Source organism: Thermoanaerobacterium xylanolyticum LX-11 (assembly GCF_000189775.2).
GTDB lineage: Bacteria > Bacillota > Thermoanaerobacteria > Thermoanaerobacterales > Thermoanaerobacteraceae > Thermoanaerobacterium > Thermoanaerobacterium thermosulfurigenes.
Map to the genome: position 1 here is coordinate 1,631,429 of NC_015555.1, position 19,519 is coordinate 1,650,947.

The window sequence follows — 19,519 nt, forward strand, 5'->3', positions numbered from 1 at the left end:
CTATTTCTTGTATATAGCGTCAAACGGACATTTATCCATACATGTTCCACATTTTATGCATTTATCTTGATCTATTACATGAGGCTGCTTAACTTTTCCAGATATAGCGTTTGTAGGACAATTCTTAGCGCATATACCGCACCCTTTACATTTATCTGGATCGATTCTAAATTTCAAAAGCGCTTGGCAAACACCTGCAGGGCATCTCTTCTCCTTTATGTGTGCCTCATATTCATCTCTAAAATACTTTATGGTAGAAAGAACAGGGTTAGGAGCTGTTTGACCTAATCCGCACAAAGCAGATGCCTTTATGGAATTAGCAAGGGCTTCCAGTTTCTCGATATCTCCTTCTTCGCCTTTCCCTGATGTTATCTTATTAAGCAATTCCAACATTCTTTTTGTACCTATGCGGCATGGTGAACATTTGCCACATGACTCATCGACAGTAAATTCCAAGAAGAATTTTGCAATATCAACCATACAGTTGTCTTCGTCCATTACGATAAGTCCACCCGAACCCATCATAGAACCAATATTAAGAAGCGAATCATAGTCAATAGGTGTATCTAAATGTTCTGCAGGAATACATCCACCAGATGGCCCACCTGTCTGAGCTGCTTTAAATTTCTTGCCATTCGGTATTCCTCCACCTATTTCAAATATGATCTCTCTTAGCGTTGTACCCATAGGCACTTCTACAAGACCAGTATTGTTGATCTTTCCACCAAGAGCAAATACCTTTGTACCTTTAGACTTTTCAGTACCTATACTTGCAAACCATTCTGCCCCGTTTAATATGATTGCAGGAATATTTGCATAAGTTTCAACGTTATTTATGATAGTTGGCTTTTCCCATACTCCTTTTACAGCAGGGAATGGAGGTCTTGGCCTTGGCTCACCGCGTTTTCCCATGACAGAATTTAAAAGTGCAGTCTCTTCACCGCAGACAAAAGCACCTGCTCCAAGCCTTATCTCTATATCAAAGTCAAACCCAGTATTGAAAATATTTTTACCTAAAAGTCCGTACTCTCTTGCTTGATCTATAGCAATTTGAAGCCTTTTTACCGCAAGAGGATATTCAGCCCTTACATAAATATAACCATGGTTAGCACCAATTGCATATCCTGCTATAGCCATAGCTTCCAAAACGCTGTGAGGATCTCCCTCTAATACGCTTCTGTCCATGAAGGCACCAGGATCACCTTCATCAGCATTACAAACGACGTACTTAGGCGTCTCTTTTTGGTTGTAAGCAAATTCCCACTTTATACCTGTAGGGAAGCCACCACCACCTCTACCTCTTAAGCCTGATTTTTTAATTTCCGCTATAACTTGCTCTGGAGTCATCTCAGTCAACACTTTTGCCAATGCTTTATAGCCATCAAATGCAATTGCTTCTTTTATATCCTCTGGGTTTATAAGACCACAGTTTCTTAAAGCAACTCTCTGCTGTTTCTTGAAAAATGTTGTTTCCTCTAAAGGTTTGATTCCTTCCTCTGTGACGCTTTCTCCGTAAAGATACTTTTTAACAACTCTTCCTTTTAAAAGGTGTTCTTCCACAATTTCTGGAACATATTCTTCTTTGACACGGCTGTAAAATACGCCTTCAGGATACACTACAACAACTGGGCCCAACTCGCACAGTCCAAAACATCCAGTTCTTACAACCTGAACCTCTTTATCTAAACCTTTATTTGCAATCTCTTCTTCAAAGCATTTTGCTACTCTATCTGAATTTGACGATGTACAACCAGTACCACCACAAACCATAACATGTGATCTATATAACATCTACAGCCCTCCTTTATTCAATACTACTAATAGTCCATTCTTTAATTGGATGTCCATTAACGACGTGTTCAGCAACTATCTGTCTTGCCTTGTTTTCATCAACTTTTATATACGTAACTTTTTCTTGTCCTGGAACATAAACATCCACCATAGGTTCATATTTGCACATGCCAATACAGCCAGTCTCAGCAACAACCACATCCGTAATATTTCTTTTGCCAAGCTCATCCAATATAGCCATCATAACAGGCCTTGCACCAGCAGCTATACCGCACGTAGCCATGCCGACCGTTATTCTTATGCCGTTTCTATCTTTACGAAGATTTACCTTTTCCAATGTCTCTTTTCTTATTTTTTCTAATTCCTCTATAGATTTCATATTTACACCTCCATGACACAATTTATGTTTTCTTCAAGGTACTCAATTAGCCACCGCAATACAGAAGGCTCTGTAATCTTTACGCCATTTAGCAGTTTTTTAACATCCAAAGTATTAAACGAAAATTTTTTACCATCTGATATAATTTCAAACAACACGTCAACATCGCTATCAGAGACTATAAGCGAAACTATAGTAGAAGGTATATCGCCAATTGGAATCAAATCAACACTTGAAAGATTAAAAGTTCCTTCTACATAAGTGCCAACACCTTTTTGAGACCTTATTTTTGCATCTCCTCCGCATTGAAGGGCTAATTCTTTAAAAAAAGGCAGACCCAATCCAACTTTCCGCTCTTTTCTTGTTGTCGTAAAAGGATCAAACGCTTTTTTTAAAAGTTCTTCGTCCATTCCACAACCGTCGTCTTCAATGCTTAAACGCATAAAGTCTTTTTTATGATCAATTTCTAATTTAATTGATATATTTTTTGCACCAGCTTTTATGCTATTTTGAGCAATATCTAAGATGTAAAGCGATAACTCCTTCATATCTAATCAAATTTCTTCAATATATCTTCAACATCATCAGGTGTCAATCTGCCAAAAACTTCTCCGTTTATCATCATTACAGGCGCAAGACCGCAAGCACCTAAGCAACGAGTTGCTTCAAGGGAAAACTTGCCATCACCTGTGACATCACCTACGCTTATGCCAAGCTTCTCTTTCAATTTGTCAAGAACCATCGCAGAACCTTTTACGTAACAAGCGGTACCAAGACAAACGCCGATTTTGTACTTTCCGGATGGCTTTAATGTAAAGCGGGAATAAAACGTCGCAATGCCAAATATCTCTGTCAATGGTACATTCATTTCTTCTGAAATAAATTGCTGGACTTCTATAGGCAAATAGCCAAATATTTCTTGAGCCTCGTTCATGACGGCAATCAGAGAACCGTCTGTATCTTTCAACTGGTCTATCACTTTTTTTAACTTGTTTATATTTTCTTGGCTGAATTTTTCGTAGATTGCCTGCATCTAATTACCCTCCTTTTAAAAAAATCTTTAAAATTGCAAAATAGGACATAATTATTATACCATATGTTAATTATTTTTTTAACAGTTAAAAATAAAAATTTTTTTATTTTCTGATAATCCCGACTAATTTGATATGTTTTCTTTACTTGCACATCCAATCAACTATCATGTCCAAGTCATCTAAATCAAGGCAATTTATCCTTTCGTTTATGTGCCCTAAATGATGAGCATCAGAAGAAGTAATTACTTTATACTTCTTTATACATTCGTCCACAAAGCTATTGTGAATAAATGTTGAAGACACTTCCACAGTTTTAAGATTTGATATATTTGGTATAAAACCGAGATTTGAAATGATGCTGTAAGAAGTGCGATCTATGTGAGCAGGCACAGCAGCACCAATGCCATCCATCATTCTAAAGATTTCATCAACAGAAAAGCTGCTGGAAGATAGAAGCAGCTTTTCTGCTTCATCCACAATATTGTCGTCTTTATCCATAATTAATTGATTTCCGAAAATGTATTTGTTATTTTTTACGCAGTCTAAGCTATTATAAATCATTTCACCAAATTTCAAACAGTCAAGAATATCAAAAAAATAACATAATACATGAACTTCTTCCTTTGTCTGAACTTCTATGCCTGGTATAAACTTTATTCCTTTATGCTGGCATAATTCATGGACGGCTTCTACATTTTTAGTTGAATTGTGATCTGTCAAAGATATTACATCAAGCCCTTTTATTAAAGCCATATTGACGATATTATTAGGCGTCATATCATCGTCAGCACATGGAGATAATGATGAATGAATGTGCAAATCATAGTAAAACTTCATTTAATCATCTCGCTTAATTTAACTGCTGCTTCAAATGAACTGCCATTAAACGCTATGACAGGTATGTTTTCCTCATCAGCCTTTTCTTTAGCATTTTCATCAAGTTTTTCTCCTTCACAGATGATGATGCAGCTTATCTCTGTCATAACAGCAACCGCAATTACATTTACATGCGTCTGAATCGTCACCCATGCACTTCCACTTTTCACGTGAGACATTACAAAGCTTAACAAATCACACACATAGACATTGCTTACTTCCTTTTCTATGCCTCCTTCTCCTGCTACCAAAGTAAACTCCTGACTTAATATATCCTTTACTTTCAAGGTTTTTCCTCCTTATCACTGCCTATTACAGGCGGAATTTTAATTGAAAGTTTGTTTATTTCTTCTGCCAATATTTTAATCCTATCTTTTAATTTAAAGATGCAGTCATATTCGCTGGCAAATCCTTTTACTATATCCTCTGCAAGGGCTCTGCATCCAGGAGAACCACAAGAACCGCAATCAAGCCCTGGCAAACTTTTGTAGATTTCATCAATTGAGTTCATCATGTCAATAGCTTTGTCTATATCCTCATCTAAATTTAAGACATCACTTTTTTTAAGTTTGACATTTAGCATAAACTCATTAAAATCAACCTCTATATATTTTTTTACTACCACATCTTTATTTAATTTTTCTTTTAGTTTCATTATTCTGTTTCTCGCAACAAAATTATTTGCGACAGTCAAAGGTCCTCCGACACACCCTCCAACACACGCAAGACCCTCAAAAAAATCAATATCGTCTAATTTACCTAACTCAATCTCTTCCAGCACACCTATGACATTTTGAATCCCATCTACAAAAAGGCAATTTTCCAATGATGTACCGTACGATTCACCCCCTGCATTTGCCCATCCAACGCCGATCATTGATGAAGTATGCTCGATTTTCTTCTCCACAAATTTTCTTTTGTCTAATATCATGCTGTAGACATCCCTCATAGAGAAAGCACCATTTATAAACGATTTTTCAATACCTATGGGGTTCTTTATGCTGGTGACTTTTGCAGCACATGGAGATATAAAAAACACCCCTATTTCTTCATCACTAAGCCCTGTCTTCTTCTTGGCCTCATCTCTGGCAATTTTTCCAGCCACTTCAACAGGTGGCATTATGTCCAAAATATTATCCATCAATGAAGGAAATCTCTGCTGTATAAGCCGGACAATAGCAGGACACGCAGAAGATATAATAGGCTTTTTGTAATCTTTCGTCTTTACTATATTCCTCGTTATATACGATACGATGTCAGCAGCATAAGCAACCTCAAAAACTTCGTCAAACCCGCATGACTGCAAAGATGCCAGTATGTCGCCTATTGTCATGTCTTTAAATTGACCGTAAAGAGAAGGCGCAGGAAGAGCAATTTTATACTTGTAATTTTCCATCATTCCTATATCATCTGTCACCACGACTTTAGCATGATAAGGACACACCCTTACGCACTCTCCACAGTCAATACATTTCTCTTTTATTATCTTTGCTTTCCCATCTCTTACACGTATTGCCTCAGTAGGGCACCTTTTTATACAATTGGTACAACCTTTGCATCTATCTCTATCAAGAGTTACAGAATGAAAGTACATTGAAAACAACCACCTTAAAATTTAAAAATTAATCGTCATGACGATCTTCGTTCCTCTTTCATCGTGACTTACTATTTCCATAGTATCGGCGTTTCGCTTCATGTTAGGTAAACCCATTCCTGCACCAAACCCCATTTCAATCACTTCTTTTGGCGCTGTGGAATATCCTTCTTTCATAGCCAGCTCTAAATCTTTTATGCCAGGACCTGTATCCTCAGCAATTATCAAAATTTTGTCAGAATATATTTCAAAATGCATCTTGCCTCCATAAGAATGAATGACTATATTCATCTCGGCTTCATAAGCTGCAATAGACGCCCTTCTGACTATGTCAGAAGGTATTGAAAGCATAAGCAGCGTCTTCCGGAACTTGCTTGACGATTCTCCTGCGGATGAAAAATCTCTTGCTTTGACATCAAAATCCATTGTATACGGCTTCACGATTAAAATTCACTCCCACAATTAAGTCCATTTTTATATAAAAGACCACAAGCGATAAAAAGCGGATAATCTGTCTTCATAATTACTATCGATGCGGAATCTGCCATTTTTAAGATCTCAGGTCCAGGCTTTTTACCTCTCACAAAGACGATGCACACTATATCGCCTAAGACCTCCGCTGTCCTAACAACTTGAACATTTGTAAGTCCTGTTAAAAGCAGAGACTTTTCATCTTTTGAAGCCAAAACATCGCTCATCAAGTCTGCACCACATGCCGTATTTACTTCTTCAGATAATCTATCATAGCCGCAAAGCACTTCCGCGTTTAATATTTCTTTCACTTTCTCAAGTTTCATGCTACACTCCCCTATTTTAAAGAACTCACGCTGTCATAATACTGCTCTATGGAATCCATAAGAAGCTTCTGAGTTAGCCTGTAAGCATTTCCATCATTTAATTCAAACGATGTCTTTATATCACCAAAATTGTTTAAAATTTGACTATTAATTGCCTCCGTATCATCTAAAATTTTTTTTAAATTTTCATCTATATTTCTATTATAAGTCATATTGCTATACTTTTTAAAGTACTTTTCTGTATCATCGATATCTTTTTCGCTGATAGTTCCAAAAGCTATTTTATAAGAAAGCTGTGATAAATGTGACAAACTGCTTAAAAAAACATTTAACCTATCAATTACTTCCTTCACATCTTTTTCTGAATTTTTTTCATAATATACCTGATAAACAGGTCCATAGTACAAAGCCACAGATGAATTAATGCCACTTTTACTAAGCTTTAAACTGAAATCATCGGCATCTTTTTTGTCCATAAATTGTCCCAAACACAAAATATAACTTTCACCATCTTTAAGGATTTCTCCGTAGATTCCTTTCATGGTAAGCAAATTCAAATTATATGAAGCATCTTTTTCATCGCTGTACTGGCCTATTTTTATGATGTAATAATTAAGCTGGGGTATCTTCACAGAATAAGCATTCATGCTTTTTTCAGATAGTTTAGCTATATAAGGTTTTATAGCATACTGAGAAATTATAAATCCTATCCCTATAGATGCAACTATTGATAAAAGCAATAACAATATAATCCTTTTAAAACCTAATTTTGTATTTTTCTTACTTTCTTCGTCTGTATACACATCAATCACCTAATTATATATTCTACACTGATCACTAAAATCCTTTTTGCAAATCATTCATTATTTGAGACTATATTCTCATTTTTTAAAACAAAAAAGGATTTTTAAATTTTATGTCGAATTATAAAAAATATAGGAGGTTTTTGAAAATGGACTATGTAGATTCAATCATCGAAAGCAGATTTAGCGATATACAATCGCGATTGCCTGTAAAAATAAACCTGGTGGATAAAAGCAATTCATTTCAGGACATCTTAAATGAATTGATAAGCGAAGGCACCACTTCAACTGAAGATATAAAATCAGAAACAATTGATTTTAGTAATAAAACGCCAGATATGACTGGCGTATCAAAAGACAAAATAGAAAGCTATATAAATGAGGCTTCAAAAAAATACGGCGTCAGCAAAGATTTGATAGATGCTGTCATAAAAGCCGAATCAGACTACAATCCTTATGCTGTATCAAGTGCAGGCGCAATGGGCCTAATGCAGTTAATGCCGTCAACAGCACAGTATTTAGGTATAACAAATCCTTTTGACCCAGAAGAAAATATCGATGGTGGAACAAAATTGCTAAGCCAATTGCTTAATAAGTACAACAATACCGCATTAGCTTTAGCAGCATACAATGCAGGAGAAGAATCTATAAATAAATACAATGGCATACCACCATATGAAGAAACCATAAACTACATAAGCAAAATACTAAATGATACATCCGATGGTTCAAAATAAAAAAGGGGTCATACCCCCTTTTATTGTTTATATTTAGCATTTTTATACCTTTGTTGCGCACTCAATATCTTTTTTCTAAGCCTTATGCTTTTAGGCGTAACTTCCACAAGTTCATCGTTGGCGATAAACTCCAAAGCTTCTTCAAGCGACATTTCTCTAACTGGTGAAAGCCTTAATGCTTCATCTGCAGTGGCAGAACGCAAATTAGTAACATGCTTTTTCTTACAAACATTGACATCTATATCATCACTTCTGGAGTTTTCACCAACTATCATACCTTCGTACACTTCGACGCCTGGACCTACAAAAAGAGTTCCTCTATCTTGTGCATTGTAAAGTCCATAAGTCGTTGTAGTGCCAGCTTCAAAAGCCACTAAAGACCCTCTCGATCTTGTAGGTATATCCCCTTTGTACGGTTCATAGTCATAGATTATAGATGTCATTATCCCATTTCCCTTGGTATCAGTAAGAAATTCAGAGCGATATCCTATGAGGCCTCTTGTCGGTATCTTAAATTTCAGCCTTAATGTACCAGGTTTTAAAGTATGCATATCCATAAGCTCTCCTTTTCTTGAGCCCATCTTTTCCATGACTACACCCATGTAATCTTCTGGTATGTCAATAGTAACAAGCTCAATAGGCTCGTGCTTGACACCATTTATCTCCTTTATAATCACAGATGGCTTAGATACCTGAAGCTCATATCCTTCACGCCTCATAGTCTCTATCAAAATGGATAAATGCAACTCGCCACGTCCAGATACTTTAAATGCTTCTGTCGTCTCCGTCTCCTCAACCCTTAATGCTACATTCGTTTCAAGCTCTTTAAAAAGCCTTTCTCTTAAATGCCTTGATGTCACGTATTTGCCTTCCCTACCTGCAAACGGACTCGTATTTACGCCAAATGTCATCGAAATGGTTGGATCTTCTATTTCAACAAAATCTACAGCCTCTGGCTTTTCTGGATCGGCTATCGTCTCTCCAATCTCAATGTCGCTTATACCTGATACAGCTACTATATCACCCAACTTAGCATCATCAACCTGTACTCTTTTCAAACCTTCATATTGATACAGATTGCTTAATTTAACATTTTGCACAGACCCATCTCTCTTGCATATTGCCACATTTTCACCTGATACAATTTTACCTCTAACCACTTTTCCAATAGCGATTCTCCCAATGTAATCATCATAGTCAAGTGTGGTAACAATAAGCTGCAGCGGATCATCTATATTACCTTCTGGCGCCGGAATCTCTTTTAAGATAGTATCAAAAAGAGGACGCAAATCTACTGATTCATCCTTTAAGCTTAACTTAGCAATGCCTTCTCTGGCAGAAGCATATACTACAGGAAAATCAATCTGATCATCATCAGCACCAAGCTCAATAAAAAGATCGAGGACTTCATCAATGACTTCCTCTGGCCTTGCATCAGGTCTATCGATTTTGTTAACAACTACTATAGGTTTTAAATTAAGCTCTAAAGCCTTGCTTAATACAAATCTGGTTTGAGGCATTGGTCCTTCAAAAGCATCTACAAGCAACAATACACCATCAACCATTTTTAATACCCGTTCTACCTCACCACCAAAATCAGCATGCCCTGGTGTATCAACTATGTTTATCTTTACACCATTATACCTAATAGCTGTATTCTTTGAAAGAATAGTTATTCCTCTTTCTCTTTCTAACTCATTTGAATCCATTACTCTCTCTTCGACTTTTTCGTTCTGCCTAAAAATGCCGCTTTGCTTAAGCATACCGTCTACTAAAGTTGTTTTCCCGTGATCAACATGCGCTATTATAGCTACATTCCTTATATCGTCCCTTACAAACCCCATTTAGGTTAACTCCTTCCACACAAATGCAAATTTTATACAATATATAATGATATATTAATATGCCTAAATAGTCAACAAACTATAAAATATCGCCTAAAAAATGCATCAAAAAAAGACACATGAAAGTGCCTTTTTGTCGTTATATTTAGTTTACTGTATAACCCTTCTGGCTGCAGCATAGTGAGTGCTGTAGTAATCTTCATATAAAGAGCTTATCATGACTTTTCCAGCACCAGATGAAGCGTGCATAAACTGCCCATTTCCTATGTATATCCCAGCATGGTTTATTATGCTGCTCCCTAATGTCTTAAAAAACACCAAATCACCAGGCTGCAAATCTGCTCTATCAACGTAAGTTCCTACTGTAGCTTGAACATCAGCAGTCCTTGGCAAACTAATACCGACGCTTTTAAAGACGTATTGAGTAAAACCAGAACAATCAAAACCCGATGGAGATTCACCACCGTAAACATACCTTGTTCCTAAAAACTCTTTACCAAAATCGATCAGCCTTGAGGCAATGCTTCTATCAACATCACCCCTTGACACCGTACTTGAAGACCTTAATGAAAGGTACTTTCCATATATCCAGCCTACAGTCCCATCTGAAAGCTTTATGTTGTACCAGCCATTATCCTGTCCAATCACTGTAACCACATCGCTATAATTTAACTGTGTGATAACCATTGACGACAAGTTTCCGCCATTTCTGACATTTACACCGTTTCCAATGACGACGCCACTTCCAAGATCTGCTGCATAAATATGTGTAAGCATCGAAGAACCTACCATAGTCATGCCGAAAACGGATACACCAAAAATAAATTTACCTAATTTGCTATTCATAGCTAATCTCCTTCCTTTTGCCTCCGGAGTTAGTTGACGGGTGCGGGATAGAAGGTACCCCTACTGCATATGGCAGATTAACCCCAAACATGAAAAATCCTCCGTACCTAAATAGGATTCGGCAAGATTGCTAATATGTACAAGTTTCTTTTATTTTATCAAAAACGATTAATAAAGTCAATGTTTTCATAATAATTTTTTAAGATTTTTTTAATAAACTCTTAATATATTTTATAAAAAATTTATAAATTTGTTACAATCTCTATAAATAAGAAGCTTGTTGTAGTATAATTTTATTTGATATACGAAAAGGAGGATATGAATGAGTCAAATAGTCATACTTCAAAAAATCGCAATAAGCATCATCATAATATTTTTCGGTTACGCAGTAAAGAAAATGAAATTTCTACCTGCAGAAACGGGAAAGGTAATAAATAGTTTTATCATATACATAACATTACCTGCCAGCATCGCAAAAGTTTTCTTGACTACAAAAGTAAATACAAACTTGTTCGTTTTAACATTATCAGGCTTTGCTTTTGGCTTCATCACTTTTCTTGTAGGCTTTTTAGCCTTTAGAAACGCAAATTTAAAAAGAGAAACAAAAGGCACTTTAATTATCTCTCTTTGTGGCTACAACATAGGTCTTTTCGCTTTTCCTTTTATACAACAAATTTACGGCAACAATGGACTTTTGCACATTGCCATGTTTGACATGGGAAATTCATTTAATGTCTTTGGAGTTGCATATATTGCTGCGTACGCATTTTCTCAGAGTGATAAAGTAGATCTAAAGAAAGTATTTAAAAAAATCTTGTACTTTGTACCTTTTGACACGTATATAATCGCCTTCATATTAAATGTCATAGGTATTAAATTTCCAAGTTTAATCGTTAACCTGGCAGAACAAATTTCAATGCCTAATACAACATTGGCTTTGTTTGTAATAGGATACTTTCTTGATTTTAATTTAGAAAAGGATGAAATTTTATCGCTACTTAAAGGACTTGCCATTAAATATGCACCAGGCATAGCATTGTTTTTTGTCTTGCCTCTGTTTTTCAATACCGCATCAATGACAATTAAAACCATAATGTTAGGAACTATCATGCCAACAGCGCTTGTAGCAGTCATATATTCTGATGAGAGAAATCTAAACACCAAACTTGCATCGATCTTTATAACGACAACGACGATTGTTGCGATTGTATTCATGTCAATTATAATGGTAAAGTGGCATTAAAAAAAAGCCTTTTGAAAGGCTTTTTTATGTAAAATATTTATTTTCATTTTGGTGCGGGAGATGGGACTTGAACCCATACGAGATAGCTCTCACATGCCCCTCAAACATGCCTGTCTGCCTATTCCAGCACTCCCGCTTACATTGAGTATTGTATCATCAAGATGCTAACTTGTCAATATTCGCAAAGGTGTTAATTAAATCTATCACAGAATCGACATCCACACAAACGTACGCGTCTGCCTATTCCGCCACCCCCGCGTCACAACATCGTTAGCACATTAGTCATTATATAATGTTTTTTTGTTTGTGTCAATACCTTTTTGTATAAATTGCGATTCATTTAGTATTATACAGACAAGCATAGATTCATGTCTGTCTATATTATTCTTTTTAATTTTGCATTCTCTATCCTTCCGGGAATTCTACCTCTTTTTGCAATAGGTTCTCCTTCTACTTCTTTAATATCCATCGTCATATCTATAGGAGATGCATCTGATATATAACTGCCAACGCCAAATGCATCTGCACCGCTTAATGCAAGCTCTTTTATCCTTTCTGGTGTAAGCCCACCAGACACAATGATCTTGACATTGTCAAACCCTTTTTGGTTAAGCCTCTGCCTAAGCTCATACACAAGGCTTGCTGTCACACCCCCTCTTTCCGATGGCGTATCCAATCTTATGCCATACAACCTATCTCCTAAAAATTCAGCCACTCTCAATGATTCTTCAATTTCATCTTTAAATGTATCTACTAAAATAGTTATTTTCTCATCTTTAGGCGTTATCTCACTGTAAGCCTTTGCTACAGTAAGAGTGTCGCCAGCTATCAGAAAAGCCGCATGTGGCACTGTGCCCTTTGGTTCACGGCCTAAAAGCTTTGCTCCCAATATACAGCTAGCATCATCAGCACCACCTATAAGGGCGGCCCTTTCCATGACAGGCGCCACTGCAGGATGCACATGTCTTGCGCCAAAACAAAGTAAAGGCTTGTCTGGAATAACTTCTTTAAGCTCTCTTGCTGCAGTAGCCCATCCGCATGAACTTGCCAACATACCCAATATCACAGTTTCATACGTGCCAAACTCGTTGTACGGTCCAATGATTCTCATAACAGTCTCTTTTGCTTCAAAAGTCTCTCCTTCATCTATAGACCACACTTCAATGTTTTTATCTTTTAAGACATTTTTTACTTCAGGCAGCCCTGCAAAAACACCACTTCTTCTTGCAAATATCTCTGCCGTTACAACTTTCCCGTCAATCCCTAAATGCTTTAAAATATCTTGCGTCCTTAAAAAATAAACGTCTGTAGTCGCGCCATTTTTTATCTCATCATGTGTAGCGGAAAAAAACTCTCTATCATTGCTTACCTTAACTTCCCTTAAGTCTTCAAGATGTTTGATAATTTTCATATGTATTCTTCTCCCTCTCTATAATCTAAATATCCTAAGTAAGATTGTCGTAATGCCAAGGGCTATCATTGGACCAACCGGTGCTCCCTTAAAGAAGCTTACACCAATCACAGTACCCAGCAAAACACCTACAACACCATTTGTATCTACTTTCATGGCGTTAAGGCCTATAGATGCCAATATAGCTACAATTATCCCGGCAATAACTGTAATAACCCCCTCCACGCTTTTTGCAGCATTTAAAAAATCATCAATTGACACTTTGCTCATTGCAAGAGGTGATAAGGCTCCCATAGTCAATACTATTATACCAAGATTCATGCCATTTTTCGATACAAATTGATTAATTATTTCCAAGTTCATAAGCTTAATCAAAAGAAGCATTATAATAGCAGCCGCAGCGTTGTTGTTTTCCCCTATAATGCTGAAAAACAACATGATGGATAGAATTAAGACCCCAAAATCCATTTAAAATCCCTCGCAGCATAATGTTGTGCAATGTTTCAAGTCATTTATATAAATTTGTGTAAATCTTATAATACTTAAGCACCTTTTTAATGTACTTATCCGTCTCTAAAAAAGGCACTTTTTTGAGATTGCTGCCATTTTCTGAATACCTCTTGTCTTTTAACCAATTTGAAACATTGCCACTTCCTCCATTATATGCGGCTACTGCCAAAGTGACATCATTATTAAATTGTTTTAAAAGGTATTTTAGATACCATGTTCCTATATTTATATTGTAATCTGGATTAAAAAGCATATTAACGCTAAAATTTTTGATGCCTATGTAATTAGCAACCCAAGTTCCTGTCTCAGGTATCACCTGCATAAGGCCTATAGCACCTTTATTTGAAACGCTGTCAGGATTAAAATTGCTTTCTGCCTTTATCATAGCAAAGACCAAATTAGGATCTACTCCATACTGATTTGAATAGAAGTATACCTGTTGACTGTATTTTTTAGGATACAATTGCTTTAAAAACCAATTTGTCTTGACTCCATATACCGTCAAAACAGTAACTGCTACTACTATCACCAATATGACTTTTTTTAACTTCAATATAATACCTCCAGATGTTCTATTTTGAAAAACGCCCCCACAATAGCTCAACTTGTCTTTTTATAGCATTAAAATCCTTGCAGTTATTAATTATAAAATCTGCGTACTTCATTTTGTCCTCTATAGACATCTGGCTCTTAATACGGTTTAATGCGTCTTTATAGCTTAAATTGTCTCTTTTCATAAGCCTTCTAATCTGTGTCTTTTTATCAACAACCACAAGCCATACTTCATCTACCATATTAAAAAGCTTCATCTCAATTAGCAATGCTGCATCAAGCACGATGGCTTTCTCTTTGCCTTTTTTTCTCTCTTCCTCTATTATATCTTTTATCCTTTTTATTATTTCCGGATGCGTAATTTCATTTAATTTATTCAATTTTTCTTTATCAGCAAAAACAAGGTTACCCAGTTTTCTCCGGTCTATCTCGCCATCTTTTCGCAAAATCTCTCTTCCAAATACGCTTATTAATATATTATATGTCTCAGTCCCCTTTATCATAATCTCTCTTGAAACGACATCAGCGTCAATTATTACTGCTCCAAGACTTTTTAATATGGATGAAACGGTGCTTTTTCCTGACGCTATTCCCCCTGTCAATCCGATAACTTTCACCATCGCACCTCCAATCTATATAATTTAAAAGTGTCCATAAGACACTTTTATTTTGCATCATACCAGTTTTTCCCTTGCCCTATATCTACAACTAAAGGAACTTTCAACTTTATGATATTTTCCATTATTGATTTTAGAAGCTCCTTGACTATTTCAACTTCATCAGGATGTGTGTCAATTATAAGCTCATCGTGCACCTGAAGAATAAGTCTTGATTTCAATCCTCTTTCCTTTAATTCATTGTATACTTTAACCATCGACATCTTTATTATATCCGCAGCGCTACCTTGAATAGGTGTATTCATTGCCATTCTCTCGCCAAAAGATCTTTGGTTAAAATTTTTTGAATTGATTTCCGGTATGTATCTTCTCCTATTTAAGATAGTCGTAACATACCCATTTTCCTTTGCAAATTTGACAATTGAGTCGATGTAATTTTTGACGCCCTTGTACCTGTCAAAATAATTGTCTATGTATTCTTTCGCTTCTTTTCGCGAAATCTTTAAGTCTTTAGATAAGCCGTAATCGCTTATACCATATACAATACCAAAGTTGACAGCTTTCGCCCGCCTTCTCATTTCACTTGTCACTTCTTCTTTCGAAACCTTAAAAACCTCCGATGCCGTCCTTAAATGTATATCTTCGTTGTTCAAAAATGACTCAATAAGTTTTTCATCCTCTGAAAGATGTGCAAGAACCCTAAGCTCAATCTGAGAATAATCAGCAGATATTATAAGCCCATCTTCATAACTTGATACAAATGCCTTTCTTATCCTCCTGCCAAATTCTTCTCTTACAGGTATGTTCTGCAGATTAGGCTCTGTTGAGCTAATTCTCCCTGTAGCAGCAACTGTTTGTTTAAACGTAGAGTGGACCCTATTATTTTCATCCATGATGGGAATGAAGCCATCTATGTACGTAGATTTAAGCTTCATAAGCTGTCTATATTCTATTATTTCTCCTACTATGTCATTGTACGGTATAAGTTCTGCAAGGACTTCCATGTCAGTCGAATACCCTGTTTTAGTCTTTTTTATTGCTGGCAAATTCAGTTTATCAAACAAAAATTCTGATAACTGCTTTGTAGAGTTAATATTAAATTCGTATCCAGCAGCATCGTAAATATCTTTTACAATCTTATCTGTCTTTTCATCTATTTCTTTAGAAATACTTCTAAGTACATCTTTATCTAATGTAAAGCCGTACACCTCCATAGATTTTAGCACTTCAATAAGCGGAATTTCCACATTTTTTAAAAGATCTTCCATCTCCATCTCTTTTATAAATGACATGAGCTTATCTTTTAACTTAGATAAGTTTGATGCGGCTGAACACATATAATCGACTAAAAGCTTTTTGTCAATGTCATCGTAGCTCTTTTTATTCCTGCCCTTGCCTACTATATCATCTATGTTTTGCAAATCCTCTTTCAAGTATTTTTTCAATACGCGACTTATGTCGTAATTCGACTCAGACGGATTTAAAAGATAAGTCATTATGGCCGTATCTAAAATCTTACAATTAAGTTCAATACCGCAGTATGAAATGTTTACTAAAAAATCTTTCAGATCGTGTCCTATCAACGTAAGCTTATCATTATTAAGCAATTTAAAATTGTCATAATCATCAATCTCTACAAAAAACGATCCGTCACCGCAAGCAAATGATACTGCTTTTATCTTTCCATCATATATGAATGGATACAATGACAAAACATCAAACTTTCCTAAAACATTTTTAACGTATGTAAAATCTCTTACAGGCCATTCTTTAATATCCTTTGTATCACGACTATCATCTTTTAAATCTGAGATGAGGCTTGAAAATTCCAATTTTTCAAATAGCTCTGTAAGCTTATTGACATCGTAATTTTTAACCGCGTATTCATTCAAATCAATATCAATAGGAACATTTCTCTCAATCGTAGCAAGCCGTTTGCTTAAAACAGCTAATTCTGCATTGTTTTCTACATTTTCTTTTATTTTCCCTTTTAACTTATCTGTATTCATCAGTAAATTTTCAATTGATCCAAATTCTTTAACAAGCTTTATGGCCGTCTTCTCCCCTATATTGGGCACTCCTGGAATGTTGTCTGATTTGTCTCCCATAAGCCCTTTCAAGTCTATGAATTGAAGCGGCGTCACTTCATACTTTTCAAAGACCGCCTTTTCATCGTACTCATCCATCTGCGTTATGCCTTTTTTACATATTTTTACTTTTACATTTGCCGACACAAGCTGAAGCGCATCTCTGTCGCCTGTGACGATAAGCACATCCATCCCACTTTCGGAAGCAATTTTTGATACTGTACCAATGATATCATCTGCTTCAAATCCCTCTATCTCGATGGTCTTTATGTTAAATGCATTTATCACATCTTTTAAAATATCCACCTGTTCTATCAGCTCTTCTGGCATCGACTGGCGGGTTCCTTTATAAGCACTGTACTCCTTGTGCCTAAATGTAGAAGCCTTTTTATCGAAAGCTATTGCTATGTAGTCTGGTTTCTCCTCCTCCAGCAATTTAAGAAGCATCATTGAAAAACCGTATATGGCATTTGTATGCATTCCTTCGCTGTTCATCAAATCAGGCAGGGCAAAATACGCCCTGTACATCAAGCTATTACCATCTATGATCAAAAATTTCGACATACACTCACTCCTATTTAACTTCTTGTAATCTAATATACCGCAAAAAAAAGAGGATGTAAATTGTCCATGATTATTTTTTGAACAATCTATATCCTTTATATGCAAGATATATGAGTATTGCAAATGGCAACAGGTATATTATCATCACAATTACATACTTTATAAATTCGAAAAATACATTGAAGCTTTTTGCCCCTGCATTTAAAACATCTTTAAAAAAACTTCCATCAAAGATTTTACCTATCGCAGATTGAGGGACAACTGACAGGAAAGTTAAATTAATGGTGCTCATGTTTGTCATGCTATCCCACAGCTTTATCTGACTTTTGTACGAATCAATCTGGGTCTGCACATCATTTAATTTGTCTTCAATCTGCAATATGTCTGAAATGTTTGAAGCTTTTTTCATCAAGTTTTGGAGGCTTTCCTCTTGTATCTCTAAATTTTTTATTCGTGCTTGAACATCGTAATACTGCTCTGTAATATCGCTGCTGTTTATCCTAATCATCTTGACATGGCCTAAAGACTTAATGTTTGATATGGCATACTCAAAATCATCAGCAGGAATCTTTAGCACGATGTTGACTGTCTTTTGACCACTTTCTGAAGTATTTTCACTTGTGCTTTCAATATACCCATTGTACTGTTTGCTTATGTTTAAAATCTTGTTATAGCCTTCATCTACAGAATTCATCTCAATGGATATTGCAGCGTCTTTTGTTATTTTCCTCTCGTATCCTGAATCTAAACCTCTATTTGTCTGATTCGAACTGCTATAAACGCTATTTTTCAGATTCGGTGCAGCTTCTTTCCCTCCTGTAGAAGCCTCCGATGAATAATTTGCAGCACTTTTGACGCTTAAAGGCGGCTGAGAAGACAATTTAATATTATTCATCAAAAAATCAAATCCGAATGACAATACAAATATTGAAGCGATAACGGCAGCAGCAATTGCAAACATCCTTTTTATCAGCTTCCGACGATTATTTTTCTTTTCTTCAATCAATTTGATGTGAAGCATCTCGCCAAAATTATCTGGCAACTCTAAAGGAGGCATATTTTCTAAAAGCCTTTTTGTATATAGAAGCTCATTGTATTCCAATTTGCATTCTTCACATGAATCTAAATGTGTCCGTACATCGTCCATTGATTTTCTATCCAGTTCTTCGTCTATATAGAGATTTAATAGCCTTCTGACTGCATAGCACTCCATCACAATTGCCTCCTTTCATCAAAAATATTTATAAAGCCCGGTATTTTTTTGAGATTTTCTTTAAGCGCACTTCTGGCTCTGGATATCCTGGACTTTACTGTCCCGATATTTGAATTTGTTATTTCTGCTATTTCACTGTATGTAAGCCCTTCTATATCTCTAAGTATTATTGCGATTTTGTAATCATTCTTAAGCTTGTTCAATTCACTCATGATTATATCTCTCGTCATCTTATCGTCGAAAATATCTTCAGGCGTTTTGAAATCACTTATATTGTGCAATTGTTCTTCAACACCTTTTCTCTTTCTCATAAAATCAAGAGAAGTATTTACAGCGATCCTGTATAGCCACGTCTTAAACTCACTTTTGCCTTTAAACTTTTTTATATTCACAAATACTTTGATAAACGTCTCTTGCGTCAAATCCAACGCATCTTCTTTGTTTCCAACTATCCTGTATATGACATTGTAAATGTAATTCTGATAAGATACTATAACATTTTCAAACGATTCAATGTCTCCTTCCTGTGCTTTAAAAAGGAGCTGTCTTTCATCCAACAATAAAACCTCCCCTCACTGTGATTTGACGAAAAAAGAAGTGATAAGTTCCAAACGATCTGTC

General features: G+C 35.9%; 21 protein-coding genes, 1 tRNA gene and 1 riboswitch. Of the genes, 2 read left to right on the forward strand and 20 right to left on the reverse strand.

Annotation, left to right across the window (positions count from 1 at the left end):
- The 10 genes from nuoF to THEXY_RS08120 form a co-directional block, all read right to left on the reverse strand.
- On the reverse strand, positions 1-1,791 hold the full coding sequence (gene nuoF / locus THEXY_RS08075; protein ID WP_013788348.1) for an NADH-quinone oxidoreductase subunit NuoF: 1,791 nt from the start codon (positions 1,789-1,791) through the stop codon (positions 1-3).
- 13 nt (positions 1,792-1,804) lie between these two features.
- Positions 1,805-2,170 carry a (2Fe-2S) ferredoxin domain-containing protein gene (locus THEXY_RS08080; protein ID WP_013788349.1) on the reverse strand — a complete coding sequence of 122 codons (366 nt, stop codon included), beginning with the start codon at positions 2,168-2,170 and terminating at the stop codon, positions 1,805-1,807.
- Positions 2,171-2,172: 2 nt separating this feature from the next.
- Entirely contained in the window at positions 2,173-2,718 is a 546-nt protein-coding gene (locus tag THEXY_RS08085; protein WP_013788350.1) for an ATP-binding protein, read from the reverse strand.
- 2 nt (positions 2,719-2,720) lie between these two features.
- Positions 2,721-3,203 (reverse strand): NADH-quinone oxidoreductase subunit NuoE family protein, encoded by a 483-nt coding sequence (locus tag THEXY_RS08090; RefSeq protein ID WP_013788351.1) that lies wholly within the window; start codon positions 3,201-3,203, stop codon positions 2,721-2,723.
- A 142-nt stretch (positions 3,204-3,345) separates the two neighbouring features.
- Positions 3,346-4,041: a PHP domain-containing protein gene (locus tag THEXY_RS08095; protein ID WP_013788352.1), complete on the reverse strand. Its 696-nt coding sequence runs from the start codon at positions 4,039-4,041 to the stop codon at positions 3,346-3,348.
- The gene (locus THEXY_RS08100; RefSeq protein ID WP_013788353.1) at positions 4,038-4,367 is read right to left on the reverse strand and encodes a DRTGG domain-containing protein; all 330 of its coding nucleotides are present in this window, start codon (positions 4,365-4,367) and stop codon (positions 4,038-4,040) included. The genes THEXY_RS08095 and THEXY_RS08100 overlap by 4 nt, the downstream gene beginning before the upstream one ends.
- Complete coding sequence (locus tag THEXY_RS08105) at positions 4,364-5,674, reverse strand: [Fe-Fe] hydrogenase large subunit C-terminal domain-containing protein (RefSeq protein WP_013788354.1); 1,311 nt, start codon at positions 5,672-5,674, stop codon at positions 4,364-4,366. The genes THEXY_RS08100 and THEXY_RS08105 overlap by 4 nt, the downstream gene beginning before the upstream one ends.
- A 21-nt stretch (positions 5,675-5,695) precedes the next feature.
- Complete coding sequence (locus tag THEXY_RS08110) at positions 5,696-6,115, reverse strand: ATP-binding protein (RefSeq protein ID WP_013788355.1); 420 nt, start codon at positions 6,113-6,115, stop codon at positions 5,696-5,698.
- A 2-nt stretch (positions 6,116-6,117) separates the two neighbouring features.
- The gene (locus tag THEXY_RS08115; RefSeq protein ID WP_013788356.1) at positions 6,118-6,471 is read right to left on the reverse strand and encodes a DRTGG domain-containing protein; all 354 of its coding nucleotides are present in this window, start codon (positions 6,469-6,471) and stop codon (positions 6,118-6,120) included.
- A gap of 11 nt (positions 6,472-6,482) precedes the next feature.
- Entirely contained in the window at positions 6,483-7,283 is an 801-nt protein-coding gene (locus THEXY_RS08120; RefSeq protein ID WP_230197571.1) for an SPOR domain-containing protein, read from the reverse strand.
- A gap of 140 nt (positions 7,284-7,423) precedes the next feature.
- On the opposite strand from THEXY_RS08120, the gene THEXY_RS08125 reads away from it, so the two are divergent.
- Positions 7,424-8,011: a lytic transglycosylase domain-containing protein gene (locus tag THEXY_RS08125; protein ID WP_013788358.1), complete on the forward strand. Its 588-nt coding sequence runs from the start codon at positions 7,424-7,426 to the stop codon at positions 8,009-8,011.
- A gap of 20 nt (positions 8,012-8,031) precedes the next feature.
- Here THEXY_RS08125 and typA read toward each other — a convergent pair whose 3' ends face one another.
- Together typA and THEXY_RS08135 are read right to left on the reverse strand one after the other, a co-directional pair.
- Positions 8,032-9,855, reverse strand: a complete 1,824-nt coding sequence (typA, locus tag THEXY_RS08130; RefSeq protein ID WP_013788359.1) for a translational GTPase TypA — start codon at positions 9,853-9,855, stop codon at positions 8,032-8,034.
- A gap of 150 nt (positions 9,856-10,005) precedes the next feature.
- Positions 10,006-10,701 (reverse strand): C40 family peptidase, encoded by a 696-nt coding sequence (locus tag THEXY_RS08135; RefSeq protein WP_013788360.1) that lies wholly within the window; start codon positions 10,699-10,701, stop codon positions 10,006-10,008.
- Between the two features lie 3 nt (positions 10,702-10,704).
- Positions 10,705-10,835, reverse strand: a riboswitch (cyclic di-AMP (ydaO/yuaA leader).
- 188 nt (positions 10,836-11,023) lie between these two features.
- Here THEXY_RS08135 and THEXY_RS08140 point away from each other — a divergent pair.
- Positions 11,024-11,944, forward strand: a complete 921-nt coding sequence (locus THEXY_RS08140) for an AEC family transporter (protein ID WP_013788361.1) — start codon at positions 11,024-11,026, stop codon at positions 11,942-11,944.
- Positions 11,945-11,993: 49 nt separating this feature from the next.
- Here THEXY_RS08140 and THEXY_RS08145 read toward each other — a convergent pair.
- The 8 genes from THEXY_RS08145 to THEXY_RS08180 all read right to left on the reverse strand — a co-directional run bounded on the left by THEXY_RS08145 (position 11,994) and on the right by THEXY_RS08180 (position 19,455).
- Positions 11,994-12,080, reverse strand: a tRNA-Leu gene (locus THEXY_RS08145).
- A gap of 240 nt (positions 12,081-12,320) precedes the next feature.
- On the reverse strand, positions 12,321-13,355 hold the full coding sequence (locus tag THEXY_RS08150) for a nicotinate phosphoribosyltransferase (RefSeq protein WP_013788362.1): 1,035 nt from the start codon (positions 13,353-13,355) through the stop codon (positions 12,321-12,323).
- A gap of 18 nt (positions 13,356-13,373) precedes the next feature.
- Positions 13,374-13,823, reverse strand: a complete 450-nt coding sequence (locus THEXY_RS08155; protein ID WP_013788363.1) for a DUF441 domain-containing protein — start codon at positions 13,821-13,823, stop codon at positions 13,374-13,376.
- 40 nt (positions 13,824-13,863) lie between these two features.
- Complete coding sequence (locus THEXY_RS08160) at positions 13,864-14,418, reverse strand: lytic transglycosylase domain-containing protein (RefSeq protein WP_013788364.1); 555 nt, start codon at positions 14,416-14,418, stop codon at positions 13,864-13,866.
- A 19-nt stretch (positions 14,419-14,437) separates the two neighbouring features.
- Positions 14,438-15,034, reverse strand: a complete 597-nt coding sequence (coaE, locus tag THEXY_RS08165; protein WP_041592098.1) for a dephospho-CoA kinase — start codon at positions 15,032-15,034, stop codon at positions 14,438-14,440.
- A gap of 47 nt (positions 15,035-15,081) precedes the next feature.
- Complete coding sequence (gene polA, locus THEXY_RS08170; RefSeq protein WP_013788366.1) at positions 15,082-17,685, reverse strand: DNA polymerase I; 2,604 nt, start codon at positions 17,683-17,685, stop codon at positions 15,082-15,084.
- Positions 17,686-17,755: 70 nt separating this feature from the next.
- The gene (locus THEXY_RS08175) at positions 17,756-18,898 is read right to left on the reverse strand and encodes a DUF4349 domain-containing protein (RefSeq protein ID WP_013788367.1); all 1,143 of its coding nucleotides are present in this window, start codon (positions 18,896-18,898) and stop codon (positions 17,756-17,758) included.
- Positions 18,898-19,455 (reverse strand): RNA polymerase sigma factor, encoded by a 558-nt coding sequence (locus THEXY_RS08180; protein WP_013788368.1) that lies wholly within the window; start codon positions 19,453-19,455, stop codon positions 18,898-18,900. Before THEXY_RS08180 ends, THEXY_RS08175 begins: the two co-directional genes overlap by 1 nt.
- Positions 19,456-19,519 lie beyond the last annotated feature (64 nt).